At 67.1% G+C, this 26,057-nt stretch carries 28 protein-coding genes and 1 tRNA gene; 18 read left to right on the plus strand and 11 right to left on the minus strand.

Features of this window, described 5'->3' with window-relative positions; genetic code table 11:
- Positions 1-15: 15 nt before the first annotated feature.
- The 4 genes from nhaA (at position 16) to KIK15_RS10290 (ending at position 3,452) form a co-directional block, all read left to right on the plus strand.
- Positions 16-1,203: a Na+/H+ antiporter NhaA gene (gene nhaA, locus KIK15_RS10275; RefSeq protein WP_214244568.1), complete on the plus strand. Its 1,188-nt coding sequence runs from the start codon at positions 16-18 to the stop codon at positions 1,201-1,203.
- Positions 1,204-1,209: 6 nt separating this feature from the next.
- Entirely contained in the window at positions 1,210-1,899 is a 690-nt protein-coding gene (locus KIK15_RS10280; RefSeq protein WP_214244117.1) for a pyridoxamine 5'-phosphate oxidase family protein, read from the plus strand.
- A 70-nt stretch (positions 1,900-1,969) separates the two neighbouring features.
- Positions 1,970-2,488, plus strand: coding sequence for a phage holin family protein (locus KIK15_RS10285; RefSeq protein WP_214244118.1), 519 nt, complete (start codon positions 1,970-1,972; stop codon positions 2,486-2,488).
- Positions 2,489-2,510: 22 nt separating this feature from the next.
- Positions 2,511-3,452, plus strand: a complete 942-nt coding sequence (locus KIK15_RS10290) for an alpha/beta fold hydrolase (RefSeq protein ID WP_214244119.1) — start codon at positions 2,511-2,513, stop codon at positions 3,450-3,452.
- Between the two features lie 15 nt (positions 3,453-3,467).
- Here the strand turns inward: KIK15_RS10290 and KIK15_RS10295 are convergent, their stop codons facing one another.
- The 5 genes from KIK15_RS10295 to KIK15_RS10315 all read right to left on the minus strand — a co-directional run bounded on the left by KIK15_RS10295 (position 3,468) and on the right by KIK15_RS10315 (position 7,345).
- Positions 3,468-4,664: a MarP family serine protease gene (locus KIK15_RS10295; RefSeq protein ID WP_214244120.1), complete on the minus strand. Its 1,197-nt coding sequence runs from the start codon at positions 4,662-4,664 to the stop codon at positions 3,468-3,470.
- Complete coding sequence (locus tag KIK15_RS10300) at positions 4,661-5,422, minus strand: CoA pyrophosphatase (RefSeq protein ID WP_307851825.1); 762 nt, start codon at positions 5,420-5,422, stop codon at positions 4,661-4,663. Before KIK15_RS10300 ends, KIK15_RS10295 begins: the two co-directional genes overlap by 4 nt.
- Entirely contained in the window at positions 5,419-6,099 is a 681-nt protein-coding gene (locus KIK15_RS10305) for a TlpA disulfide reductase family protein (RefSeq protein WP_307851826.1), read from the minus strand. Before KIK15_RS10305 ends, KIK15_RS10300 begins: the two co-directional genes overlap by 4 nt.
- Positions 6,100-6,102: 3 nt before the next feature.
- Positions 6,103-6,783 carry an endonuclease III gene (gene nth / locus KIK15_RS10310; protein ID WP_214244573.1) on the minus strand — a complete coding sequence of 227 codons (681 nt, stop codon included), beginning with the start codon at positions 6,781-6,783 and terminating at the stop codon, positions 6,103-6,105.
- A 133-nt stretch (positions 6,784-6,916) separates the two neighbouring features.
- Positions 6,917-7,345, minus strand: coding sequence for a hypothetical protein (locus KIK15_RS10315; protein WP_214244121.1), 429 nt, complete (start codon positions 7,343-7,345; stop codon positions 6,917-6,919).
- Positions 7,346-7,399: 54 nt separating this feature from the next.
- Between KIK15_RS10315 and KIK15_RS10320 the strand changes: the two genes are divergently transcribed.
- From KIK15_RS10320 to KIK15_RS10335, 4 genes are all read left to right on the plus strand, one after another.
- Positions 7,400-8,074, plus strand: a complete 675-nt coding sequence (locus tag KIK15_RS10320; RefSeq protein WP_214244122.1) for a Crp/Fnr family transcriptional regulator — start codon at positions 7,400-7,402, stop codon at positions 8,072-8,074.
- 123 nt (positions 8,075-8,197) lie between these two features.
- A complete protein-coding gene (locus KIK15_RS10325) occupies positions 8,198-9,667 on the plus strand; it encodes an amidase (protein WP_214244123.1) in 1,470 nt (489 codons plus the stop codon).
- A 10-nt stretch (positions 9,668-9,677) separates the two neighbouring features.
- On the plus strand, positions 9,678-10,583 hold the full coding sequence (locus KIK15_RS10330) for a Gfo/Idh/MocA family oxidoreductase (RefSeq protein ID WP_307851827.1): 906 nt from the start codon (positions 9,678-9,680) through the stop codon (positions 10,581-10,583).
- A 21-nt stretch (positions 10,584-10,604) separates the two neighbouring features.
- Positions 10,605-11,429: an MBL fold metallo-hydrolase gene (locus KIK15_RS10335; protein WP_214244124.1), complete on the plus strand. Its 825-nt coding sequence runs from the start codon at positions 10,605-10,607 to the stop codon at positions 11,427-11,429.
- A gap of 32 nt (positions 11,430-11,461) precedes the next feature.
- Here KIK15_RS10335 and KIK15_RS10340 read toward each other — a convergent pair whose 3' ends face one another.
- A complete protein-coding gene (locus tag KIK15_RS10340; RefSeq protein WP_214244125.1) occupies positions 11,462-11,929 on the minus strand; it encodes a RidA family protein in 468 nt (155 codons plus the stop codon).
- A 6-nt stretch (positions 11,930-11,935) separates the two neighbouring features.
- Positions 11,936-12,100 carry a hypothetical protein gene (locus tag KIK15_RS10345; RefSeq protein ID WP_214244126.1) on the minus strand — a complete coding sequence of 55 codons (165 nt, stop codon included), beginning with the start codon at positions 12,098-12,100 and terminating at the stop codon, positions 11,936-11,938.
- Between the two features lie 79 nt (positions 12,101-12,179).
- Between KIK15_RS10345 and KIK15_RS10350 the strand changes: the two genes are divergently transcribed.
- Both KIK15_RS10350 and KIK15_RS10355 read left to right on the plus strand, forming a co-directional pair.
- A complete protein-coding gene (locus KIK15_RS10350) occupies positions 12,180-13,202 on the plus strand; it encodes an ArsA-related P-loop ATPase (RefSeq protein WP_307851828.1) in 1,023 nt (340 codons plus the stop codon).
- Positions 13,202-14,302 carry an ArsA family ATPase gene (locus tag KIK15_RS10355; RefSeq protein WP_214244127.1) on the plus strand — a complete coding sequence of 367 codons (1,101 nt, stop codon included), beginning with the start codon at positions 13,202-13,204 and terminating at the stop codon, positions 14,300-14,302. Before KIK15_RS10350 ends, KIK15_RS10355 begins: the two co-directional genes overlap by 1 nt.
- Positions 14,303-14,338: 36 nt before the next feature.
- Here the strand turns inward: KIK15_RS10355 and KIK15_RS10360 are convergent, their stop codons facing one another.
- Positions 14,339-14,653 carry a WhiB family transcriptional regulator gene (locus KIK15_RS10360; protein WP_214244128.1) on the minus strand — a complete coding sequence of 105 codons (315 nt, stop codon included), beginning with the start codon at positions 14,651-14,653 and terminating at the stop codon, positions 14,339-14,341.
- A gap of 151 nt (positions 14,654-14,804) precedes the next feature.
- Between KIK15_RS10360 and KIK15_RS10365 the strand changes: the two genes are divergently transcribed.
- The 8 genes from KIK15_RS10365 to KIK15_RS10400 all read left to right on the plus strand — a co-directional run bounded on the left by KIK15_RS10365 (position 14,805) and on the right by KIK15_RS10400 (position 23,275).
- Positions 14,805-17,315, plus strand: a complete 2,511-nt coding sequence (locus tag KIK15_RS10365; protein WP_214244129.1) for a transglycosylase domain-containing protein — start codon at positions 14,805-14,807, stop codon at positions 17,313-17,315.
- Positions 17,316-17,368: 53 nt separating this feature from the next.
- Positions 17,369-18,376, plus strand: a complete 1,008-nt coding sequence (locus KIK15_RS10370) for a metallophosphoesterase (RefSeq protein WP_214244130.1) — start codon at positions 17,369-17,371, stop codon at positions 18,374-18,376.
- Positions 18,377-18,453: 77 nt separating this feature from the next.
- A tRNA-Pro gene (locus tag KIK15_RS10375) sits at positions 18,454-18,527 on the plus strand.
- Positions 18,528-18,950: 423 nt separating this feature from the next.
- The gene (locus tag KIK15_RS10380) at positions 18,951-20,111 is read left to right on the plus strand and encodes an NAD(P)/FAD-dependent oxidoreductase (RefSeq protein ID WP_214244131.1); all 1,161 of its coding nucleotides are present in this window, start codon (positions 18,951-18,953) and stop codon (positions 20,109-20,111) included.
- A gap of 163 nt (positions 20,112-20,274) precedes the next feature.
- The gene (locus KIK15_RS10385) at positions 20,275-20,475 is read left to right on the plus strand and encodes a ferredoxin (RefSeq protein WP_214244132.1); all 201 of its coding nucleotides are present in this window, start codon (positions 20,275-20,277) and stop codon (positions 20,473-20,475) included.
- 55 nt (positions 20,476-20,530) lie between these two features.
- Positions 20,531-21,739: a cytochrome P450 gene (locus KIK15_RS10390; protein ID WP_250324434.1), complete on the plus strand. Its 1,209-nt coding sequence runs from the start codon at positions 20,531-20,533 to the stop codon at positions 21,737-21,739.
- 72 nt (positions 21,740-21,811) lie between these two features.
- Positions 21,812-22,012 carry a ferredoxin gene (locus KIK15_RS10395; protein ID WP_214244134.1) on the plus strand — a complete coding sequence of 67 codons (201 nt, stop codon included), beginning with the start codon at positions 21,812-21,814 and terminating at the stop codon, positions 22,010-22,012.
- Positions 22,013-22,045: 33 nt separating this feature from the next.
- On the plus strand, positions 22,046-23,275 hold the full coding sequence (locus tag KIK15_RS10400; protein ID WP_214244136.1) for a cytochrome P450: 1,230 nt from the start codon (positions 22,046-22,048) through the stop codon (positions 23,273-23,275).
- Positions 23,276-23,360: 85 nt separating this feature from the next.
- Here the strand turns inward: KIK15_RS10400 and KIK15_RS10405 are convergent, their stop codons facing one another.
- From KIK15_RS10405 to KIK15_RS10415, 3 genes are read right to left on the minus strand one after another with little or no spacing between them, the layout of a single operon-like run.
- A complete protein-coding gene (locus KIK15_RS10405; protein WP_214244138.1) occupies positions 23,361-24,437 on the minus strand; it encodes an NAD(P)H nitroreductase in 1,077 nt (358 codons plus the stop codon).
- Positions 24,430-25,443 (minus strand): hypothetical protein, encoded by a 1,014-nt coding sequence (locus KIK15_RS10410; RefSeq protein WP_214244140.1) that lies wholly within the window; start codon positions 25,441-25,443, stop codon positions 24,430-24,432. The genes KIK15_RS10405 and KIK15_RS10410 overlap by 8 nt, the downstream gene beginning before the upstream one ends.
- Positions 25,444-25,468: 25 nt before the next feature.
- Complete coding sequence (locus tag KIK15_RS10415) at positions 25,469-26,032, minus strand: hypothetical protein (protein ID WP_214244142.1); 564 nt, start codon at positions 26,030-26,032, stop codon at positions 25,469-25,471.
- Positions 26,033-26,057: the final 25 nt, after the last annotated feature.

Consider the following 26,057-nt stretch of genomic DNA (forward strand, 5'->3'; position numbering starts at 1 on the left):
ATCACGTTCTCTCGACTGACCCCACCCAACCCGAGTGAGTTCGCGCGCTACCTGCGCACCGAGACGTTCGGTGGGATCGTGCTGCTCGCCGCCGCCGCAGTAGCGCTGGTGTGGGCCAACTCGCCGTGGTCGCATGCCTACATCTCGTTGCGGGACAGTCACATCGGCGTCGATGTGTTCAAACTCGACCTGACTGTCGGGCACTGGGCGCAAGAGGCGCTGCTGGCGGTGTTCTTCTTCGTTGCCGGCCTGGAACTCAAGCGCGAGATCGTGTTGGGCGAGTTGTCCGAGCGCAAACAGGCTCTGCTCCCCGCAGCGGCCGCGATCGGCGGGGTGGTGATACCGGTACTGATCTGTCTGGGAATCGGTTGGGGCACCCCCGGGATCGAGAAGGCGTGGGCCATCCCGGCGGCCACCGACATCGCGTTCGCCCTCGGCGTGCTGGCGCTGGTCGGGTCTCGAATTCCATCCAGCGCGCGAGTGTTTCTGTTGGCGCTGGCGGTGGTCGACGACCTCATCGCCATCGCCATCATCGCCGTCGTGTTCACCGACACCCTCAACCTGTGGGCATTGCTGGCAGCCGGCGCTTCCTTCCTTCTCTACTGGTGGCTGCAGCGAGCACGGGTCCGCTCGTCACTGATCTACGTGCCGCTCGCGGTGGTGGCCTGGGTCGCCACCTACAACGCGGGGATCCACGCGACCGTCGCCGGTGTGGCACTGGGCCTGCTGACTCGGGTACGTGCCGATCCGGGCGAGAACGACAGCCCGGGCGCTCGACTGGAGCACCGCATCCAGCCCATCTCGGCCGCGGTCTGCGTACCACTGTTCGCGCTGTTCGCCGCCGGCGTGCCGGTGACCAGCGAGGTGATGGGCGCCGTCTTCTCCGACCCCATCGCGCTGGGTGTGATGGTCGGGTTGGTGGTGGGCAAACCACTCGGCATTTTCGGGACCAGTTACGCGCTGCTAAAGATGGGGTTGGCGGACAAACCTGAGGGCTTTTTCACCCGAGATCTGGCAGCGGTGGCCATCCTCGGCGGTATCGGCTTCACCGTCAGCCTGCTGATCGCAGAGCTGGCCCTGCCGGTGGACCAAGCCGAACAGGCCAAGGCCGCGGTGCTGGTGGCCTCACTGGCGGCCTCGCTGGTCGGCTCGGCCGCGCTGGTGCGTCGAGGGCGGGTTCACAAACGACTTCTGGAGGAGTGAGAGTGCATGCGCGGCAACCACTATCACCACTTGATATTCGGTGACCACGCACTGGCCCGCCAACGCGACACCGGAAGCTACGCCGCCTACGGCGCGGCGACCGAACGCCCCGACGACGGACCCGATGCAGTCGGTGACCGTGAGATCGCGATGTTCACAGCAGCTTTCGCGTTCCACATGGCCACCGTCAGCCCGGCCGGGTGGCCCTACATCCAATACCGCACCGGACCGGCCGGGTTCGTCCACCACCTGGGCGGCAACCGATTCGGGTTCGCCGATCACCACGGCAACGATCAGTTCGCCACGATCGGCAACATCGAATCCGACGCCGCCGCCCACCCCGAGATCACCGGCGGTCGAGTGGCACTGTTCCTTGCCGATCACCCCCGACGCATCCGGGTGAAGATGTTCGGTCGCGCCACCGTGATCGACGCCGCCGCCGATCCCGCCCTCCTGGATCGGCTGGGCATCCTGCCCCACGGTGGCCGCATCGCCGCGCGCACCGAGCGGTCCATCGTCATCGACGTCGAAGCCGTCGACTGGAACTGCTCACGCAGCATGATCCCGCTGTACGACGCCGACTACGTCCGAGCGCTCAATGTCGCCCACGCCGAACAGTCCGCCGACCTGCAGGCCACGATCGACCGGCTCACCACCGAACTCGAGACGCTGAGGTCGCCGCGCGCAACGCCGTGAACACTTCACGACCGCCCGGGCAGTCGCCCACCACTGCACGTGGCACCATGAAGGCCGACACAAGCGAGGAATGATCTTCGATGGAGGAACCGCAGTGAGCCTGGACGACCGTGGACCCGCCGGCGTGAGCCGCGACGTCACCTCGATCCCACTGAGCGACCCGCACAACCCGGCCGAGCAGTCCATCGGTGGCCTGGTCAAAGATGCGACCGCCCAGATGTCGACGCTGCTGCGCGCCGAGGTGGAGCTGGCCAAGACCGAGCTGGTCGGCGAGGCCAAGAAGGCCGGGATCGGTACCGGGCTGATCGTCGTCGCGCTCACCCTGGCCCTGTACGCCAGCTTTTTCTTCTTCTTCTTCCTCGGTGAGCTGCTGGACGTGTGGCTGCCCCGGTGGGCTGCCTTCGGCATCGTCTTCCTCATCCTGCTGGTCGTGGTGATCGTCGCCGGGCTGCTGGGCTACCGCTTTTTCAAGAAGCTCACCGGACCCAAGAAGACCATCGCCTCGGTCAGCTCACTGACCTCGGTGCTGCCGGGCGACAAGGACGGTGCCCTCGACGTCACGCTGACCAAAGCCGACCGCGGCCGCTGACCGAACGCCACCCAACCCTGCGATGACCGCCCCCGATCCGTCATCGGTGCGCTTCGAGGGTGACTGGACCCATCTCGACGTTCGCGCCAACGGGATCCGATTTCACGCCGTCGAATGCGGTACCGGCATCGCCGACCGTCCGCTGGTGTTGCTGCTGCACGGATTCGGCGAGTTCTGGTGGAGTTGGCGGCATCAGATGCCGCTGCTGGAGGCGGCCGGATACCGCGCGGTGGCGCTGGACCTACGCGGCTACGGCGACTCCGACAAGCCGCCACGCGGGTACGACGGCTGGACCCTGGCCGGCGACACCAACGCATTGATCCGCTCACTGGGACACACCCGTGCCCACCTGGTGGGCCACGCCGACGGCGGTCTGGTGTGTTGGGCTACCGCCACCTTGCACACCCGGGCGGTCGCCTCCATCACGGTGATCGGCTCCCCACACCCCCGCGCACTGCGAAAAGGAGTGTCGCGCAACACCGCCCAACGCAAGGCGTTCATGGGCGGATTCCTGGGCAACCAGCTGCCACGCTCAGCCGAGCGGACCCTCACCCGCGACGACGGCGCGTTCATCGCCGACATGTTCGCCCGCCAGACCGCGCCGCCGTGGCGACGAACCGACGACTACGCGATCACCGTCGAACACAACCGATCGGCGGTACAGATCCCCGGTGTGGCCTACTGCAGCCTGGAGTACCGCCGCTGGGCGTTCCGGTCGCAGCTGCGACCCGACGGCTACAAGTTCATGAAGCTGATGGACCAGCGGTTGACCATCCCGACGCTGGCCCTGCGCGGAGCACTGGACCGCTACATGCTCGCCGAGACGGTCACCGACAGCCGCCCGTACGCCGCCAACTTCAGATATGCCCAGATCGACGACGCCGGACACTATGCGCACCAGGAGAATCCGGGGCTGGTGCAGCAGCACCTGCAACGCCACCTGGACACGATGCTCTCCAGCTGAACAGGTCTGACCGCGTCAGGACCGGATGCAGTTGTCGGTCCCCACCGCGGCGTCGCTGGTCTGCGCCGACCGCAACGCCGGTGCCACCTGTGCGGCAGTCAGCACGAACCCGGTCTCACTGCTGGTGTCCTCGGCCGCACCGAACACCACGCCGAGGACCTCGCCCGCGGAATTGATGAGTGGCCCACCAGAATTGCCCTGCCGGATGAGACCTCGCACGGTGTACACCTCGCGACGCACCTGAGCATCACGGTAGATGTTGGGACCCGACAGGTTGACCACCTCACGCACCCGTTGCGGGCTGGCCGTGAACGGACCGGCCTCGGGGTAGCCCAGTGCGATGGCGTCGGTGCCGGTGGGGGCGGCGCGACCCACGAACGACAGCGCCGGCACCGCGAGCCCGGGAACGGCCAGCACGGCGACATCGACGTCGCTGTCGAAGTAGATGACGCGGGCGGGCAACACCCGAGTGCCCGCGGTCACCTTCAGCGACCGCGTACCGGCCACCACGTGGGCGTTGGTCATCACCCGTTCGGCAGCGACCACGAATCCGCTGCCTTCCAGAGCCTGGTTGCAACTCGGTGCGACGCCCTCGATCTTGACGACGCTCCGGCGCACCGAGGCGACCACCGGGTTGTCGGCCAACGCCATGTCGGGCGGGTCGACATTGGTGATGGGGGTGCGCCCGAACGGGCCGATGACCTGCGGCAACCCGGAGTCGTCGAGCAGCGACCCGAAGTCGGCGGGGATCTTGCGCAGCCATTCTGGGGCCACCGAGTCGACACCCTTGAACACCGTCGACCCGCTGACCGCCTCGGCCACCGCCGGCTCGGCGGAGCTGGACACCGGGATGGCCAGCAGCCAGCCCGCCACCAGCACCGCCACCGCCTGCAGCAGCGACCCGATGGCGCTGTCGGTGCGACGCGCCCCGACCGACCGGATGCCGCTGCGCGCCGCACGTCCGAGCACCATGCCCGCGGCCTCACCGATGACCACCAGCAACACCAGCAGCGTCACCCCCACCACCAGCCGCCACCGCCGGTCACCGATGTGGTCGATCACGTGCGGCGCCAACAGGATTCCCGCAAGTGCGCCGAGGATGACGCCGAAGAACGCCAGACCTGAGGCCACCGCGCCCTGGCGGTAGCCCGACGACGCGGCGACCAGGGCCACGAAGATCACCCCGATGTCGAGCCAGGTGGATCCGCTCATCGTTGACCCGCCCGTTCCAACATCTCCCCGAGGTCGCGAATGTCCTCGGTGTCCCAGGGTTGCGTCCAGCCGGCGGTGGTGAAGATGGCGTCGAGCAACCCACCGGTGAAACCCCACACCAGCATGTCGTTCACCCAGAACGCCGGGCCTCGATAAAGTCGGCCCCCCATGACCGACCGCTGCACCTGAAATCGGTTGTCCGGGTTCAACAGATCGGCCACCGGGATGCGCGCGACGGTGGCCGTCTCACCCGGATCGACCGCACGCACCGGCCCGGGCACCGGCCAGTGCGCCACGACCGGGATGACGTCGAACCCCGACGGTGGCACCGGAAACGAGGGCAACTGGGCCACCGGACGCACCTCGGCGGGGTCGAGAGCGGTCTCCTCCTGCGCCTCCCGCAGCGCGGTGCCCACCGGGAACACATCGCCAGGATCGCGGGCGCCGCCGGGGAACGCGACCTGACCGGCATGATTGCGCAGCGTGCGGGCACGTGCGGTCAACAACAGATCGGCGTCGGCGGGCGGCCCCGCCGCGTCACCGACGTCGGTCGAGCCGGCGAACAGCACCAGCACCGCGGCCGGTCGGCCGTTACGCATCAGTGCGGTCTGCAGGGCCGCAGCGCGGTTGTGAGGGCGAGCATCGACCGACTCGGTCACCCCGTGCACGCCAGTCGCCAACGGCCGCAACCAGATCGGGATGTCCTCGACCGGCACCAGCGGCCCCGGCGCGGTGGTGGCCAGGTCGTCGGCGGTCACCGCGCAACGCCGAGGTAGGTCGAGACGGCATTCGACACCGCTTGTTCGTCGGAGAACACCGTGGGCAGCACCTTGGCGACACTGCCATCCGCTCGCAGCAGGATGCTCACCGGGTAGGCCCGGGGAGCCTGCAGAGCAGCCGCGATACGCGACTCGGTGTCCACCACCGACGGCAACCGCACCCCGAGGTCGGACAGCATGTCCAGCGCAAGGACCGGGTTCTCCGATCCCTCACGCGCCTGCACCGCCAACACCCGCACATCGGTACCCGCGCGTGCGGCGTAGGCGGCGATGGTGGGCAGCTCACGTCGACACGGCAGACACCACGGCGCCCAGAAATTGATCAGCGTGGGGGTACCGGCCAGCGCCGCACCGAGATCCACCGTCCCGGGGAACCCCAGGCACGGGGCACTGACCCCTCTCAGCGCTGCAGTCGCCGGTGGCGCCGCGGTCGCGCTCGGGCACGGTGCCAGGGCGGCGCGGGTCCGTGCCGCGGCCAGTGCACCGGCGTCGATCGGGGTGGGGGCACCGTCCACCGCGGACGGCGGACCGGCCGACAGCCCGCTGTCAGTGCCCTCGTCGCGGGGCCAGATGGCCACGATCAAGGCGATCACCACCACCAGGGCCGCGATCGACCAGCGCACCGACGACGGGATGGACGACAGTCGAGTGATCACATCTCACATCCCGGCCAGGGCCAGCAGGTGTGGCGTCTCCGGACCCTTCACCAGCTTCGCCGCGGCCTCCTTGTCGGTGGGACCCTCCCCGAACGAGGGACAGTCGGTGGCCAGCACGCACACCCCGCAGGCGGGCTTCTTGGCGTGGCAGACCCGGCGGCCGTGGAAGATCACCCGATGCGACAGCTCGGTCCACTGTGTGCGTTCGATCAGCTCGCCGACCGCATGTTCGACCTTCACCGGGTCGGTCTCGGTGGTCCAGTTCCAGCGGCGCACCAGCCGGCCGAAATGGGTGTCGACCGTGATGCCCGGGACCCCGAAAGCATTGCCCAGCACCACGTTCGCTGTCTTGCGGCCGAACCCCGGCAGCGTCACCAGATCCTCGATACGACCTGGCACCTCACCGTCGAACCGTTCCAGCAGCGCCTGTCCCAGCCCGATGATCGAGGTCGCCTTGTTGCGGTAGAAGCCGGTCGAACGGATCAGCTCCTCGAGTTCGGTGCGGTCGGCGCCGGCGTAGGCCGCCGCGTCGGGGTAGCGGGCGAACAGCGCCGGGGTGACCATGTTGACCCGCACGTCGGTGCACTGCGCCGACAGGATCGTCGCCACCGACAGCTCGAGGGGGGTGGTGAAGTCGAGCTCGCAGTACACCTCGGGGAACGCCGTGGCCAGCGTGCGGTTCATCCGCCGGGCCCGACGCACCAGACCGGTGCGGGTCTTGTCCGTTTTCACCCCCTCAGACTACTGAGGACCGCCGGGAAGCATCGCCGCAGAAGTCGAGCACCACACCGAAAAGCTTCGGTCCGATAACACTTGGTCACGGCGCCGCCGTTCGAGACGAAGCCGAGACAATGGTGGTGTTGACTCCAGGATCATGCACGGACTTGCAGTATTGCTCTTCCCGGCAGTGCTGATGCTCTTCGCACTGGTGATGGAGCGCATGGAAAACGAGGTCGATCAGGTGAGCGTCCACCGCGACCAGGTCGAGGAGTTCCTCGACCGCGCCGAACCCGATGAGATGACCACGCTGGCGGTCGACGGTTTTCCCGCTGCTCTCGAAGAGTTCCGCCACCGCCGCGACGCCCTGAACCACCCCAGCGATGAATCCGACGAACGGCCCAGCCGCGCCAGCTGACAAAACCCGCGCGTCGCTTGCGGGTTCACCCTCGACCACGGTGATCTTGGCCGTAGGATCGTGTGTGGTGTGATCCACGCTGGCTGAGGAAATCGACAGCGCCGCGGTCACGTTCTCGTGGAGCGGGTGAGCGTTGCCCGCCAGCACCCTCGGAAAGGGGCGTACGTGGAGGAAGTACTGGCCAGGGCCGGCATCTTTCAAGGAGTCGAGCCGAGTGCCGTTGCCGCACTGACCAAGCAGCTCCAGCCTGTGGATTTCCCGCGCGGTCACGTCATCTTCAACGAGGGCGAACCCGGAGACCGGCTCTACATCATCCTCAACGGCAAGGTGAAGCTCGGCCGCCGCTCGCCGGATGGCCGCGAGAACCTGCTGACCATCATGGGCCCGTCGGACATGTTCGGCGAGCTGTCCATCTTCGATCCGGGCCCACGCACGTCGTCGGCCACCACGGTGACCGAGGTGCGCGCGGTGTCGATGGACCGCGACGCCCTCAAGGCGTGGATCGCTGATCGGCCCGAGATCGCCGATCAGCTGCTCCGAGTGTTGGCCCGTCGCCTGCGCCGCACCAACAACACCCTCGCCGACCTCATCTTCACCGATGTCCCCGGTCGCGTGGCCAAGCAGCTGCTGCAGCTGGCCCAACGGTTCGGCACCCAGGAGGGCGGCGCGCTGCGCGTCACCCATGACCTCACCCAGGAGGAAATCGCCCAGCTGGTCGGCGCCTCCCGTGAGACGGTCAACAAGGCTTTGGCCGACTTCGCTCAGCGTGGCTGGCTGCGCCTGGAGGGCAAGAGCGTGCTGATCGCCGACTCCGAGCGGCTGGCTCGTCGCGCCCGCTGACCCTGATTTTTCCGGTCCCACCTGGTCAGGTCAGCAGGTCGGCTCGCTGCCGCGAAAACGGTGGTCGTCCGTCCGGCCGGGTGCAGACGACATTGCAACCTCGACCTGTGCCATGGTCGTGATGTGACACAACCCCATGCCCGACCGGCCACGTCTGTCTCCGGCACCGCCGATGACTCGTGGATCGGTGACGCATCGGCATTCGAGCTGGGTTCGGCCATCGGCGACGGACGCGTCAGCTCGCGTCGCGTCGTCGAGTTCCACATCGACATCCTGCGGGCGCGGTCGGATTTCGGGGCGATGGCGCGTGACCGGTTCGACGTCGCGCTTGCCGAGGCCGACGCTGTCGATGCGGGCCCGAAGTCGGCCGACCGGCCGCTGCTCGGGGTGCCCTGCACCATCAAAGAGTCGATCCCGGTTGCCGGAATGCCGCACACCGCCGGATTGTCCAGCCGCATCGGGGTCATCGCCGACTCCGATGCGCTTGCCGTGCAACGTCTTCGCGACGCCGGTGCCATCATCGTGGGTGTCACCAACACCGCCGAGCTGTGTCTGGGCATCGAGAGCACCAACCGCGTGTACGGCCGAACCTCCAATCCCTATGACAAGAACCGGGTCTCGGGCGGTTCGTCCGGCGGTGAGGGTTGCGCCATCGGCGCCGGCGGCATCCCGTTCGGTCTCGGCGGCGACACCGGCGGTTCCATCCGCATCCCGTCGTTCTACTGCGGCGTGTTCGGGCACAAGCCTTCTCCTGGTCTGGTGCCTGCCAACGAGTCGATCCCGTCACTGGCCAGAGGCGACGAGGTCGACCTCCTCGAGACGCTCGGGCCGATGGCGCGACGAGGCTCCGACCTGATGCCCCTGCTGCAGGTGCTGGCCGCCGATCCCGACGGACGTCGTTGTGGCACGGTCGAATCGGTGGCACTTGAGGGCCTGCGGGTGGTCATTCCCACGAAGTCGAGCTATCTACGTCCGATGGACCGGTCGGTGCGTGACGCCCGTGACGCCGCCGGACGAGCACTCGCCGACCGCGGTGCCGACGTGGTGTGGCAGCCCCTGCCGGCGATGCGCACGGTGATCGCGAGCTATCTGATGGAGCTGCGCCGCCACGCGGGTACCTCGGTGATGAGCCTGTTCGACTCGTTCGGCGACCGCCCGCGGCATCGAACCCCGGCGCTGTTGCGCGCCAACAGCGTTCAACTGCAGCTGGCGATGATCGGCGATCGACTGCCCGAGCTGTTGCCCGGCCCGGCGCGATCACTGATCGACCGGTACGCACGCGAGCTCGCCGAGGAGGTGGCCGCCGCCATCGGCGAGGGTGGCGTGATGCTGCACCCGCCGCCACCGCAACCCGCACCGCTGCACAACCGAACCCTGGCCCGACCATGGCTGTTCGGCGGTGCCGCGGTCTTCAACATGCTGGGGATGGCGGTCACGCAGGTCCCGATCGGGTTCAGCCCGCGCAACCTTCCGGTCGGTGTGCAGGTCGCTTCACAACCCGGGAACGACCACGTCACCATTGCCGTCGCACTGGAACTGGAGAAGGCGTTCGGCGGGTGGGTTCCACCGCACGCGGTCGCGGCGCGGCAGTAGCGTGGCCGGGGTGACCGATCCGACCGATCCCGCCCCGCCGACATCCTCGCCCCCGCTGCGCATCGGGGTGATCGGCGGCGGGCCGTGGGCCCGCGAAACCCACATCCCGGCTCTCGCCGCGCATCCCGGCGTCACCCTGACCGGGGTGTGGACCCGCCGACCAGCGGCCGCCGCTGAACTCCCCACGCCCCGATTCGACTCGGTGGAAGCCTTGTTCGAGGCGTGCGACGCGGTGTCGTTCGCGGTGCCGCCGCAGGTGCAGGCGCAGGTGGCCATCGCGGCGGCCCGGGCCGGCAAACACGTCATCCTCGACAAGCCGATCGCCGGGGACCTGGACACCGCCCGCGCACTCGCAACGGCCATCGCCGAGGCCGACGTGCGATCCGTTGTCACTTTCACGCGTCGATTCGCCCCGGAGACAAAGCAATTCGTGGCTGCAGCCCGAGCCGGGCGGTACGGGGGCGGGATGGCCCGCTGGATCTCCGGGGCGCTGCTGGCCGAGAAGTACGCCGGGTCGCAGTGGCGTCACGATCACGGCGCCATCCTCGACATCGGACCCCACGTGTTCGATCTGCTCGACGCTGCCCTGGGTCCGATCACCGCGGTGGTCGACGCCTGCCACGTCGGTGACGGAGATCTGTGGCAGGTCACCCTCGATCACCAGACCGGTGCCACCTCGGTGGCGCAGATGGCTCTGAAGGTCCCGGCCCGGCCGACGGTCAACGAGTTCTCCGTCCACGGGGTGGACGGCGTGGTGTCGCTGACCGGCCGCGTGACCGAGTCACCGGCGTGTTTTGCGGTGTTGATCGACGAGTTCCTCGCCGCCGTGGCCACCGGCACCGAGCACGAGCTGAACGTGCAACGGGGACTTCACATCCAGCAGATCATCGAGTCGGTGCGCGACCGCGTCCGCTGAGCCAGACGTATCCTCGTGTCCATGGCCGTCCCGCTACATCCCGCCTACGAGACACCGCGCGCGGTCACCCCGTTCGCCACGGTGGTGTTGTGCCGCAACCCGGGTGTGATGGAACTCGAAGGCACCAACACCTGGATCCTGCGCGCGCCTGGTGCCGACCACAGCGTGGTGGTCGATCCCGGGCCGCGTAAACATCGCGAACACCTCGACGCGGTGCTGGAGGTGGCCGGGCCGGTGGCCCTGGTGTTGATCACCCACCGCCACCGCGACCACACCGACGCCATCGGACGGTTCCACAAGCGCTCCGGCGCACCGGTGCGCGCCCGCGAGCGCACCCATTGCCGAGACGGGGGACGCCTGGTCGATCGTGAGGTGATCGAGGCCGCTGGTCTGCGCATCACCGTGCTGCACACTCCCGGCCACACGCTGGATTCGGTGAGTTTCTTGGTCGAACACGTCGCCGACGACGGCATCACCCACCGCGCCGTGGTCACCGGCGACACGATATTAGGTAGCGGCACAACGGTTCTCGATCCCAAGGACGGGACCCTGCGCGACTACCTGAACTCGATCAACCGGCTGATCGTGGAGGCTGACGGCGCGGTGGTGCTGCCTGGACACGGACCCGATCACCCCGACCTGGGACCGGTGGCCCGGTACTACAAGAAGCACCGCGAGGACCGCATCGACCAGATCCGCGCGGTGCTCGACGAACTGGACATCACCGCGGCCCAAGCGAAACCGATGAAGATCGTCCGTCGGGTCTATGCCGACGTGGACAAGAAACTGTGGCCGGCGGCGCGGATGTCGGTGAAGGCACAGCTGGAGTACCTCGCCGACGCGTGAACTCCCCAGTCGCGGCTGTGAACGCGTGCCGATCAGGCGATCTCGACGATCAGCTCGACCTCGACCGGGGAACCCATCGGCAGCTCGGCCACGCCGGCCGCCGAGCGGGCATGCTGCCCGGCGGGTCCGAAGATCTCTCCGATCAGGTTGGACGCACCGTTGATGACCCCGGGCTGACCGGTGAAACCTGGTGCCGAGGCCACGAACCCGACCAGTTTGACCACGCGGGTCACCGAGTCGATGTCGACCAGCGCATGCACGGCGGCGAGTGCGTTGAGCGCGCACAGCCGGGCCGCATCGTGCGCCTGTTCGGGTTTGACGATGCCCTCGGCACCCTCGTGCACTTTGCCGTGCACGGTCAGCTCACCGTTCGACATCGGTAGCTGCCCGGAGGTGAAGACCAGGTTGCCCGACTGCACCGCAGGCAGATACACCCCGAGCGGGGCCACCACCTTCGGCAGTTCGATGCCCAGCTCGGCCAACCGCTGCGACCAGGACACGACCGATCAGCCCTTCGGCCGCTTGAGATAGGCGACGTGCTGCTCGCCGGTAGGGCCGGGCAACACACTGACCAGTTCCCATCCGTCGACACCCCAGGTGTCGAGGATCTGTTTGGTGGCGTGGGTCAGCAGCGGCACCGTGGCGTACTCCCACGCGGTCAGTTCAGTCATGGCTTCACCCTATCGCCGGTGGAGGTGAGCTTCGACGCGATCGGCCGGTCGCAAACGCGGCGATGGATATGGTTGGTGGGTGTCCACCCCTGAATCCCCTGCCGAGGCGAGCTCGGTCGGCTGGCCCGACTCGGCTCGGTCAGCGCGTCTGCATTTCGTGTCCGGCAAGGGCGGGACCGGAAAGACCACGATGGCCGCAGCCCTGGCCCTGGCGCTGGCCGGGTCGGGCAACAAGGTGCTCCTGGTCGAATGCGAAGGGCGCCAGGGCATCGCCCAGCTGTTCGACATCCCGCCGCTGCCGCCCACCGAGACCAAGGTGGCCACCGCCGAGGGCGGCGGGTCGGTCAACGCGCTGGCCCTCGACATCGAGCACGCGCTGCTGGAATACCTCGACATGTTCTACAACCTGGGCTTCGCGGGGCGGGCGATGCGCCGCATCGGTGCCATCGACTTCGTGACGACGGTGGCGCCCGGCCTACGGGACGTGTTGGTGACCGGCAAGATCAAGGAATGCGTGGTGCGCACCGATTCCTCGGGCACCCCGGTCTACGACGCAGTGGTCGTCGATGCCCCACCGACGGGCCGCATCGGCAACTTCCTCGACGTCACCACCGCGATGAGTGATCTGACCAAGACCGGGCCCATCCGCAACCAGAGTGACGGCGTGGCCAACCTGCTGCACTCGTCGCAGACGGCGGTGCACCTGGTGACCCTCCTGGAGGCCATGCCCATCCAGGAGACCATCGAGGCCATCGCCGAGCTGCGCGCGAAGAAGCTTCCGGTCGGGGCGCTGATCGTCAACCGGGTGGCCCCCACTCGGCTGCCCGACGATGCGGTCGACGCGATCGCCGAGGGCGTGGTGGACGCGGCCCGCATCGCCGAAGGCATCGCCGCCGCCGGACTCCCCCTGTCCGAACCCGACCTGGAGGGACTGTTGACCGAGGTCATCGAGCACGCCACCCGCGTGCAGGCCCAGCAGGTGGCCAAATCCGAACTCGACGAGGTGGAGGTGGCCGGTCTGGAGATCCCCGCCTTCGATTCCGGCATCGACCTCGGTGCCATCTATGAGATCGCCGACCAGCTCGAACGGGCGGGTGCCTGATGGCTGCAGTGCTGAAGATGGCCGAAGTGTTGGCCTCGGCGGAGACGAAGGTCGTCATCTGCTGCGGCGCAGGCGGCGTGGGCAAGACGACCACGGCGGCGGCGATGGCGGTGTACGCCGCCGAGCAGGGTCGCACGGTGGTGGTGTTGACCATCGACCCGGCGCGTCGACTCGCGCAGTCGTTGGGGATGAGCGAGCTGACCAACACCCCGCAGCCGGTGGCCATCGAGGGTTCGGGGTCGCTGCACGCGATGATGCTGGACATGCGCCGCACCTTCGACGAGATGGTTATGCAGTACTCGTCCACGCCCGCAGCGGCCGAGGCGGTGATGGCCAACTCGTTCTACCAAACCGTGGCGACATCGTTCTCCGGCACGCAGGAGTACATGGCGATGGAGAAGCTGGGCCAGCTGCTCGAGCTCGACACCTGGGATCTGATCATCGTCGACACCCCGCCGTCGCGGAACGCGCTGGACTTCCTCGATGCCCCGTCTCGCCTGGGATCGTTCATGGGTGGCCGCCTGATGAAGCTGCTGATGGGCGGCGGCCGCGGCGTGGGTCGAGTGGTCACCGGGGTGGTCGGGTTGGCCATGCGTGGGGTGTCGACCATCGTCGGCAGCGACACCCTGCGGGACGTGTCGACGTTTGTGCAGTCCTTGGATGCGATGTTCGGCGGCTTCCAGGAGCGCGCCGAGAAGACCTACGACATGCTCAAACGGCCGGGAACGCAGTTCGTGGTGGTGGCCTCGGCCGAACCCGATGCGCTGCGGGAAGCCGCGTTCTTCGTCGACCGGTTGTCCGAGGAGAAGATGCCGTTGGCCGGGTTGGTGCTCAACCGCACTCGCCCCAACCTGACGTCGATCTCGGCTGATGCCGCCCGTACCGCGCTGCCGAAGGTGACCGACGAGCTGGCTGCCGCGGCGCTACAGATTCACGCCGAACGCACCACCACCGGTCAACGCCAGCTGCAACTGCTCAAGCGTTTCACCGCCTCGCACCCGGCGGTGAAGATCGTCGGTGTGCCGTCGCTGCCGTTCGAGGTGGCCGACATGACTGCGCTCAAAGCCGTGGGTGAGCAACTCGTCGGTGGGCAGAATTGACGCGACCGGGCCCTTTCGGACCCGGTCGCGTTCGTCTCAGACGGCGTCGGCGTGGCGGCGGCGCTGGTTCTCGAAGAACTCGCCCCACGAGGTGACCTCGGGGTGCTGGCGCAGCAACGCGCGGCGCTGACGTTCGGTCAGTCCACCCCACACTCCGAACTCGACGCGGTTGTCCAGGGCATCGGCACCGCATTCGAGCTGAACCGGGCAGTGGCGACAGATGGTGGCGGCCTTGCGCTGAGCGGCTCCGCGGACGAACAACTCGTCGGGGTCGGTACCCCGGCATCGGGCCTGGGACACCCAGGCCAGTCGCATATCCGTTTCTCCGGTGGTCACTGCAGCGTTTGCCATGGGATTCCCCGTCCTGCTCAGTTCATCGCAACAAGCCGCGGAGCGCTCTCCGCCACTTTCACCCTGGAATGTTATGTGAGTCACATTCGGTACATCAATCTAGGTATGCACGGGATCGGGAGTCAAGTCGACAGAACGGAAAAACTGGGACATGTGTTGCGGTCCCGGCGACCCGTATCCTGTGGGCGTGTCAGAACAAACCCCACGCTTCCCGCGCCCCCGGTCCATCGCGATCCTGGCGGGCTGCTGCGTGCTGGCGGGCGTGCTGGTGGCCGCACTGCTGTTCCCGGTGGCCGGTGGCCTGGGTCTGGTGACCAATCGTGCCGCGACCACCGTGGAGAACTCGTCGACCGAGTTGCTCGACGGCACCGTTCCCGAGGTCTCCACCATGACCGACTCGACCGGCGCCCCGATCGCTTACCTCTATGACCAGCGGCGCGTGCAGGTCGGGTACGACGACATCTCCCCGGACATGATCCGCGCGATCATCTCCATCGAGGACAAGCGTTTCCTCGAACATGACGGCGTGGACTGGAAGGGCACAATCCGCGCGTTCCTGAAGAACTCGTCATCGGGCGAGGTGCAACAGGGTGCGTCCACGCTGGATCAGCAGTACATCAAGAACTACCAGCTGCTGGTGCTGGCGCGCACCGAGTCCGACCGCGAGGCCGCCGTGGCCACCACGCCCGCGCGCAAGCTGCGTGAGGTGCGCATGGCGCTCAACCTCGAGCAGACGCTGACCGATCAGATCATGCGGGACAAGAACATCAGCCGCTCAGCCGCCAAGCAGGAGGCCAAGAAGGAGATCGTCACCCGCTACCTCAACATCGTCCCGTTCGGCAACGGCGCCTACGGTATCGAGGCTGCGGCCCGGACGTACTTCAACAAGTCGGCCAAGGAGCTGACCGTGCCCGAGTCGGCGATGCTGGCCGGCATGGTGCAGTCGTCCTCGGCGCTGAACCCCTACACCAACGAGGCCGGGGTCCGGGAACGCCGAGACATCGTGCTGGACACCATGAAAGAGAACTTCCCGACGCGGGCGGCAGAGTTCGAGGCAGACAAGGCCAAGCCGCTGGGTGTGTTGCCGCAACCGCAGTCGCTGCCGCAGGGGTGCATCTCGGCCGGCGACAACGGATTCTTCTGTGACTACGCACTGCAGTTCCTGGCCGAGAACGGCATCAACCGTGACGCCGTGCTGCGTGGTGGGTACACGATCCGCACCACGCTCGACCCTCAGGTCCAGGCGTCGACCAAGGCCGCGGTGCAGGCGGTGGCCCCGCCGGATCTGACCGGGATCGCCAACGTGATGAACGTGATCCGGCCGGGCACCAACTCTCACGACATCCTGGCGATGACGTCCAACCGGGAGTACGGCTTGGATCAGGGTCGACAGCAAACCGTTCAGCCGCAGCCGTATTCGATGGTCGGTGATGGGGCGGGCTCGATCTTCAAGATCTTCACCGTGGCCGCAGCGATGGAGAAGGGCCTCGGAGCGTCGGCCACCTTGGACGTGCCCGCCACGTACCAGGCTCAAGGCCTCGGTAGCAGCGGCGGCGTCAACGGATGCCCGGCCAACACCTACTGCGTGAAGAACGACGGCAAGTACCCGCGCACCATGTCGATCACCAATGCCCTTGCGCAGTCACCGAACACGGCGTTCGTCAAGCTGATCCAGGAAGTGGGCGTGTCGGCGACCGTGGACATGGCCGTGAAGCTGGGCATGCGGTCCTACACCCAGCCCGGCACCTCGGGACAGGGTGATCAGAGCCTGGCCGACTACGTCAAGGCGGGCAACTTCGGGTCATTCACGTTGGGGCCCAACGCAGTCAACCCGTTGGAGTTGTCCAACGTGGCGGCCACCCTGGCCTCGCACGGCATGTGGTGCCCACCCAACCCGATCGCGTCGATCACCGCCAAGAAGCGGGATCGCAACGGCAACAACGTCATCGGCGCCGATGGCAAGCCCGAGATGGCCCCGGTGCCCTTCACCCCACCCAAGTGTGAGCAGGTTGTGGAGCCCGGTCTGGCCGACACGCTGGCCAACGCCATGTCCGCCGACGACCGTGGCGGGGGCACCTCCGCGGGCGCCGCCCGCTCCACCGGATGGTCGCTGCCGGTGGCGGCCAAGACGGGAACCACTGAGGCCCACCGGTCCTCGGCGTTCCTCGGCTTCACCAACAACTACGCCGGAGCCACCTACATCTACGGCGACTCGACCAGCCCCGGCGACATCTGCTCGTCTCCGTTGCGCCAGTGCAACGGCGGCGACCTCTACGGCGGGTACGAGCCGGCACGCACCTGGTACAGCGCCATCCTGCCGGTGGTCGACAAGTTCGGACCCACCGCGCTTCCGCCGATCGACGATCGCTTCCAGAACGGCAGCGACGCCGGTCGGGTCCCCAGCGTTATCGGACTGAGCGAGTCCGAGGCCACCCAACGTCTCCAGGACGCAGGCTTCAAGGTGGACCCGCAGTACACCACCAGCAGCGCAGCCGCCGGGACGGTCACCGGGACGGCCCCGTCGACCTCGGCCATCCCGGGGAGCACCATCACGCTGTACCTCAGCGACGGCAAAGCCAAGCCGCGCGGTCCACGGCTGCCTCCGGTCACCATCCAGGTGCCCGGGGTGGGTCCGATCGTGATCCCCGGCAGCGGCGGCTGATCGCAGTCAACTGAGCCCGCCCCACACCTGGGGCGGGCCGCTATCCTGAGCAGATGCTTCAGGTCGACAAATTCCGCTCTGCTCGTGCCGCCGCGTCCGGGGTCGGCCTCACCGGATCTGCGCGGGTGGTGGTGGCGGGTGCGGCGACGGCCGCGGCCGGGCTGGCCTACGCGACGCTGATCGAACGCAACGCCTTCACCCTGCGCCACCGCACGATGTCGGTGCTGGAGCCGGGGTCGGCGACTCTGCGGGTGCTGCACATCAGCGACCTGCACATGCTGCCCGGGCAGCGGTTGAAGCAGGCGTGGGTGGCCGAGCTGGCCTCACTGGAACCCGACCTGGTCGTCAACACCGGGGACAACCTGGCCCATCCGCAGGCGGTCCCGTCGGTCATCCAGGCGTTGGACGGGTTGTTGTCGCGACCGGGGCTGTTCGTGTTCGGCTCCAACGACTATTTCGGGCCCACCAAGAAGAACCCGCTGAAGTACTTCGACAAGAACCACAAGCGGGTGCACGGCGATCCGCTGCCGTGGCAAGACCTGCGCGCGGCGTTCACCGAGCGTGGCTGGTTGGACGCCACCCACACCATCCGTGAGCTGGAGGTGGCCGGGGTGCGCATCGCCGCGGCGGGTGTGGACGACCCGCACCTCAAACGGGATCGGTATGAGACGGTGGCCGGGCGTCCGAACCCGTTGGCGCACCTGCGGTTGGGGCTCACCCATTCACCCGAGCCGCGGGTGCTCGACCAGTTCGCCGCCGACGGCTACGACCTGGTGGTGGCCGGACACACTCACGGTGGGCAGCTGTGTCTGCCGTTCTACGGGGCGTTGGTGACCAACTGCGACATCGACCGGTCGCGGGTGAAGGGGCCCTCGACCTGGGGCGCGTCGATGAAGCTGCACGTGAGCGCGGGCCTGGGTACCTCGCCGTATGCACCGGCCCGGTTCTGCTGCCGACCTGAGGCCACGCTGCTCACGCTCACCCCGGTGAGCCACGGTGATGCCGACGTCGAGGAGGAGCAGTCGTTGCCGCCGCTGACCGCCGGGCTGCAGCGCGGCTGATCGGGTCGTGACCTGCCGATTTAGTTCGATCCCGACCTGAGCGGTAGGCTGGGTTCGGCTGTTCGCGAGGACAACCACGGGGTGTGGCGCAGCTTGGTAGCGTGCTTCGTTCGGGACGAAGAGGTCGTGGGTTCGAATCCCGCCACCCCGACACAGAGGAGATGGGCGACGCCCTGATCCGACCATGGATGTGTTGGTTGAGACACAGCAGAGGCCCTGGCCAGGGAAACCTGGTCAGGGCCTCCTCGTTTCGCCCGGTGCCCGCTTACGCAGCGTTCAGTCGACGGTCGGCACCGCCGCTGGCCCTACCAGCGGAGGGACTCACTCCCCCGTCGTCGCTCGCGACCAGTTCGCTGACGCGTTGGCCGACAGCACGTGCCCAGACTTACTGGGGTAATGGCACTTTCGGCACGAAAGTGCCAGCGCCGGGGTGATCACGACATAACGGGCGATACCGGGTCGAGGCGGCCTTGTGACCTTTTTGTAGTTCATTAGCCCCGGTAACTACGTAGGGTGTTTGTTGTATAGCGCAAGTTTTCCCGATACGAATCGGCCAACTGGACTGGAGACCAAGATGAATTCTATTGGCGTACAGCAAGTTTTGATCATCGGAGCATCCGCGTCTGGCACCACCACTGCAGAAGCTCTGCGCCGCAAGGGCTTCACCGGGCAGATCACATTGCTCGGGGACGAAACGCACGCACCGTACGATCGTCCGCCGCTGTCCAAGCAGTTCCTGGCCGGCGAATGGGATCTCGACAAGATCGCTCTCCGCAGCCCTGATCGTCTTGCCGAGCTCGATCTCGACATTCGCGAAGGTGATCCCGCCGTCTCCCTCGACGCCGCCAACCGAACCGTCACCACCCGCTCAGGTGCACAGCTGTCAGCAGACGCCATCGTCATCGCGACCGGCGTCACCGCCCGCGACTTGGGTTGGTCTGACGTGTACAGCGTGCGCACCGTCGACGACTCCCGACGGTTGCGTTCGGCGGTGACGCAGGGTTCGCGTGCTGTCGTCGTCGGGTGTGGAGTGCTCGGATCCGAGATCGGCGCCACCCTGCACAAGCTCGGTGCCGACGTGAGCATCGTGGGACCAGAGCCCGTGCTGATGGCCGGCCCCTTGGGCGCCACCGTCGGCAACGAGTTGTCGGAGATGCACCGCGCCCACGGAGTCGATCTGCGGTGTGGAGTAGGTGTGGTCAACGTCGACGGCGGACACACGGTCACCCTCGCCGACGACTCTGACCTCAACGCCGACGTCGTGGTGTCCGCTGTCGGCTCCACCCCGGCCACCGACTGGCTCGCCGGAAGTGGACTAGAGGTTGACAACGGCGTGGTCTGCGATTCGCAGTGCCGGGCGGCCGATGGCGTATACGCAGTAGGCGACGTCGCTCGTTGGTTCCATCCCGGCCGGGGCGCGCTGATGCGCTTGGAGAATCGGACCAACGCCACCGAACAGGCCCAGGTGGTGGCCGCGAACATCCTCGGCGACGAGGTCGAGTACGCACCCATCCCCTACTTCTGGACCACGCAGTTCGACGCCACCATCCAGGTGCATGGAACCGTCACGCCCACCGGTGACACGAAGATCGTCGATGGAGATACCGCCTCTGGGCGCTTTGTCGCCGAGCACCACGACGACGGCGCCCTGCACGCGGTCATCGGCTGGAACATGGCCAAGCAGGCCCGCCAGCGCCGCGCCAACCTCAGCGTCGCGACCAACGCCCGCGCCTGAAGGGCCTGACGCTCTGGCCACCCCCAAGCCCTGCGGTCAGTGTTTGCGTCACCGTCGACGCGGTTCGCCATTGCCGATGAAGCGCAGCTGACCAGAGCCATCCACATCCGTCATCGACTCGAAGCCCCGAGAACGATGTCACGACACGAAAGGTAGATACGAGATGAAGGTCATCCTCGACCAAGACAAGTGCGTCGCCTCTGGCCAGTGCGTCATGGCCGCCCCCGAGGTGTTCGACCAGCGAGACGAGGACGGCATCGCCGTACTCCTCGGCGACGACTTCGACGAGAGCGAACGACCCAACGTCGAGCAAGCCGCCTCCGTCTGCCCGGCACTGGCCATCCGCATCGCCGAAGGCACATAGCCGGCGATTGTCCCCGGACCCCAGTACCACCCCGGACCCTAGTAAGGAGCCTCACATGACCGCGTCCACCAATGCCGAGACGGTTCATCCCTTCCCGATGAAGCGCGCCACCAAGTGCCCGTTCGATCCGCCGCCCGAGCTGCAAGCGCTGCAGGATGAAACCCGAGTAGCCGCGGTGGAGCTTCCCGACGGCCGTCAGGCCCGGTTGCTGACCCGATACGACGATCAGCGCGCGATTCTCAACGACCCTCGCGTGTCGTCCGACGTGACCATGGTCGGTCACCCGAACCACGTGCCGACCGGCAATGCGCCGCTGAGCTTCTTGTTCATGGACGACCCCGAGCACGCCCGCATGCGGCGCATGGTCACCGCACCCTTCATGATCAAGCGCATCCGGGCGATGCGGCCGGCGGTGCAACGTATCGTCGACGAGCAGATCGATTCTCTGCTCGCCGGACCCAAGCCGGTGGATCTCGTGCAGGCGTTCACCCTGCCCGTCCCATCACTGGTCATCAGCGATTTGCTGGGCGTTCCCTACAACGACCACGAGCTGTTCCAGCACAACAGCCAGACCATCATCAAGCGCACGTCGACGCCAGAGCAGCGTCGGCAGGCACAGCACGCCCTCCTGGAGTACCTGACGTCGCTTGTGGAGGCCAAGATTGCCGAACCTGCTGACGATGTGATCTCGCAGCTCGGCAAACGCGTTACCTCCGGTGAGCTGACCACGAAGAATGCCGCCGAAGTCGGCGTCCTGCTGCTGCTCGCGGGTCACGAGACCACCGCGAACATGATGGCTTTGGGCACCGCTGTGCTGCTGCAGCACCCCGACCAGTTGGCCCTGCTCCAAGCCGAGGACAACGCCGACGTCGTCCCCAGTGCTGTCGAAGAACTCCTTCGTTACCTGACCATCACCCACAACGCCCGGCGCCGCGTGGCGACCGAGGACATCGACATCGCCGACACCACCATCCGCGAGGGTGAAGGCGTACTGATGCCCGCCGACATTGCCAACCGTGATCCCGAGGTGTTCGACAACGCCGACACCCTCGACCTGCGCCGCGACGCCCGTGGTCACGTGGCCTTTGGATTCGGCCCCCACCAATGCCTCGGACAGCCCCTCGCACGTCTGGAACTCGAGGTCGTCTACGGCACCCTCTACCGGCGAATCCCCACCCTGAAACTCGCCACCGATGTCGAGAAACTGCCGTTCAAGCACGACGGCGCCGTATACGGCGTCTACGAGCTACCCGTCACCTGGTGACCGGCACCACTCATATCCGTCATCGACTCGAAGCCCCGAGAACGATGTCACGACACGAAAGGTAGATACGAAATGAAGGTCATCCTCGACCAAGACAAGTGCGTCGCCTCTGGCCAGTGCGTCATGGCCGCCCCCGAGGTGTTCGACCAGCGAGACGAGGACGGCATCGCCGTACTCCTCGGCGACGACTTCGACGAGAGCGAACGACCCAACGTCGAGCAAGCCGCCTCCGTCTGCCCGGCACTGGCCATCCGCATCGCCGAAGGCGAATGACCCAGCCGTACCTCCAACACGAAAGGCTTCGTGATGAGCACCGAAACTCAGGCCGCAGCATCGAACACCGGCCAGTTGAACGGCGTCCGCTACCCGCTGGACAAGGACGCGAGGTGCCCATTTCATCCAGCGCAGGAACTGCGTGACCTTCAGGCCGAGCAGCGCGTCGCCGAGGCGACGCTGCCGCTCGGTCAGAAGGTGCACATGTTCACCCGCTACGACGACCAGCGTGCTTTGCTCGGTGATCCGCGGGTCTCGGCTGACGTGAGCAACCCGCTGCACCCCAACCATGTCGGGGGGTCGATCACGCCGTTGAGTTTTCTGTTCAAGGACGACCCCGAACACGCGCGCCTGCGGCGAATGCTCACCTCGACCTTCACCGTCAAGCGGGTCCAGGCGATGCGGCCCGCGGTGCAACGCATCGTCGACCACCAAATCGACCAGATGCTTGCCGGGCCCAATCCTGTCGACTTCGTGCAGGCATTCGCGCTTCCCGTCCCGTCTCTGGTCATCAGTGAACTGCTCGGCGTGCCTTACGAGGATCACGAGGACTTTCAAAAGAACAGCAGTACCATCCTGCGTCGTACGGCCACGCCGGACGAGCGCGCCGCAGCCCGCGGGGCCATCTTCGACTACCTGACCACGCTGATGAAGTCGAAGGAAAACGACGCTCACGACGACGTGTTGTCGATGCTCGGGGGGCGGGTGACCAGCGGTGAACTCACCCCGAATGACGCCGCCATGATGGGTGTGTTGCTGCTGCTCGCCGGTCACGAGACCACCGCGAACATGATGGCTTTGGGCACCGCAGTGCTCCTACAGCACCCCGACCAGCTGGCCCTGCTGCAGGCCGAGGACAACCACGCGATCATCCCCTCCGCGATCGAGGAACTGCTTCGGTACTTGACCATCGTCCACGATGGCTTGCGCCGGGTCGCCACCGAGGACTTCGAGCTCGCCGACACCACCGTTCGTGCCGGTGAGGGAGTGATGGCACCGATCGAACTCGCCAACCGCGATCCCGAGATCTTCGACAACCCCGACGATCTCGATCTACGTCGCGACGCCCGTCGCCACGTGGCCTTCGGCTTCGGTCCCCACCAGTGCCTCGGTCAGCCACTGGCACGCCTGGAACTCGACGTCGTCTACAGCACGCTCTACCGGCGGATCCCCACGCTGGCTCTGGCCACCGACCTCGAGCGACTGCCGTTCAAAAACGACGCAGCCATCTACGGGGTTCACGAGATGCCGGTCACCTGGTAGGACGCTGCTGGCGCGGCATCCAGACGGTACGGGTGTGACGACAACGCAGTGGTGCCACGGCGATCCGGTGGGCTCATCCGTCAGCTCACACCCCGCGTAGCAACGGCCACAGCGGGACCGGCGCGGCGAAGAGTTGGCCGAGCTGCATGTCGAGGTCCTCGTCGTAGATGTCGTCGACCGGTCGCCGATTCGAGCGGGGCAGGACGACCTCACCACGCGCTGTGCCCACCCGCACCAAGACCTGCGGAAAGCGGCCCACGCGGTGTGGGTCTCCGCCCGCCGCGCACAGCATGGCTCGAGACGCAGGCAATTCCGTCACATCCGAGACCACACAGGTCGCCAGTCCGCGCATCTGTGCTTCCACCAGGATCGCCGACAGCGCTACGCCACAGGCGATGTGGTCGGCGGGCTCATCGCCGGTGGTGTCCAGGACGAGTATCTGCGCCGCGTCGTCTTCGGTGGCCGGCGCACCGGCCCGGATGACCCGGGGGAAGCTCCGGCCCACCAGCAGCGCGTCGTACTCGTTGTCGGTGAGCAGGGAGGTGGCCGGTACTCCCTCGACACTTGACACCGTTGTTCCTGTCCACCAACTCAGTTCGCTGTGGTAGCGCCAATCGGAGGACCGCTCCAGATCGTTGAGGCGCGAGGCCTCAGCCACTGCCGCCAGGTGTGACACCTGAACCTGCGAGAACGCCACCGGACCTGTGTCGGTCAGCTCCGAGAGCGCGGCGGTGAACTCGTCGAAGTCGACCGGCGCGTCCATCGGCAGCCGGTGGGAGAACCGCTCGGTGATGGCGCGTACACGCCGGTCGGCCGACGGACTCACCACCTGTCTCCTCGCCATCTGCACCCTCGCGATGTGATCGGGCTGCGACGGATCGGGCAGCACAGTGATAGCCGCCGACCACCCGGCCGCATCGAGCGCCATGCGCAGATGGTCCAGGGCGACACCGAGACTGATGCGATACTCCCGACCGGTCGGATCAGCGCAGGCCAGTCGACGTTGAGGCACCCCGAACAAGTGGAGCGCCGCATTCGAGCGCACCCACCGCCAGGGTTGGCTGTTGTGCAGTGACGGCGCCAGACCGGCCACCCGCACCGCCTCGATGATCACTTCATGGGTGGGGAGGTCGAGGGCATCGATCTCGCTCGCCTCAGTCATCGTCGTCCCCGAGCTCGAGAACCTCGTCGACCGGGCGCCGCGACGAGGTGGCGGGCAACCCAGGGACCTGATGAGCACCCAGCCGGATCAGTACCTGCGGGTGCAGGAATCGCCGCCCGAGTTCGGCAGGTATGGCCTTGCGTAACAGCTTTCGGCTGTCGGGATCCTGGATCACATGGGTCACCGTGCAGCTGGCCAGCCCGGCCGCCGTGGCCGCCAACAGCACCTCCGACATCAATTCACCAGTGCGAAGCCATAACTCGGGTGAATCGACCGCGGTGCACAGCATCAGCCAGGTGCTCTCGTCGAGAGTGGCACCGCCGGCTTGCAGGGTGCCCAGCGGGAAGTCACGGCCGATCACCCCGCGCGCGGTCACACCATCGGGTAACAGGCTCGGCGGGATGCCCTCGTAGGGACGGTCATGGCCGGCCCACCAGTGGATCTCGTTCTGATACACCGAGTCGTAGCGATGGATGGCCGCACTGACCCTGGCTGCCCCACTCACCAGCATCCGTGCGTCGTCACCGAGACGGTAGACCGACACCCCGAGCGCGGCCGACGCGGCCGACGACGAGGGCAACAGATCCCCCAACGGCGCTCGGCGAAACGGCCGACGGTCGGTGTGGCGTTCGGTGATCGCGCGGGCCATCGCGGTGGTCCGCGCGTCGGGTCGCGCACCCCACGTCATCCCCACGGTGGCGATCGATGAACCCGGCGCCCCGGCCGGGAACCGGCCGATGGTGGTCTCAATCCCCTCGACCGCCAACGCAACCGTCAGATGATGAAGGACCGCACCACAACTCATGATCAGCTGACGTCCGTAGGGATCGGTGCGCAACAGCCGGGTGGCATCGGGGTAGAGGTCCAGCCGGTCATCGCGCAGCCGCCACTTCCACGGCTGCGAGTTGTGCACCGACGGTGCGTGGCAGGCCATCTCGACACTACGGGTCACCACCTCGCGGTCGACGTGACCGGAATCAGCGGCAGACAGCAGTTGCGTGGTCATCATCGAGCTCCTCGGGTGGGTGGGATCAGGTGGCGGCATCGAGGTCGGCGGTGGCCCATTGGATGGCCCAGTCGCGATACCGTCTGCGGTCGAACGTGATTCGGATCAGCCGCAGCACGAGGACGGTCGCGGTGATGAGTACGACCGCCACGCTCAGGCCCGCCAGGCCCGCCTGGACAAGTGCCGCCGAATGCGACAACGGGGGTTGGGTGGCCCCACCGTCCGCGTCGATCCAGATGGTGCGGTGCACCCCGCGGCGGTCGCCCAGCTCGGCGACGATCGGCGCGGTGTGGACGGTGCCGTCGGCCGATCGCCACGTGGCCGAGACGGTGTCGGAGCTGCGGGCCGGGTTGTCGAGCAGGGTCGCCTCTGTCTGATGACGCTGGGCGTGTTGGCGATCCGACACGACCGTGGCGTTCTCGTGGACCCAACCACCCACCACGAACACCATCGGCGAGACCACCAGGGCCAGCGCCACCATGGCGAGCACCACCAGCGACTCGAGTCGATCGATGCCACGCACCAGCGGGTTGCGCCCGGCGTGTAGTAACCGCCACAGGTGCATTTCGCGAGCGATCGTGGTGACCATGGCGCCAACGCTAGGGATCGCCCAC

Source organism: Williamsia sp. CHRR-6, assembly GCF_018474015.1.
GTDB lineage: Bacteria > Actinomycetota > Actinomycetes > Mycobacteriales > Mycobacteriaceae > Williamsia_A.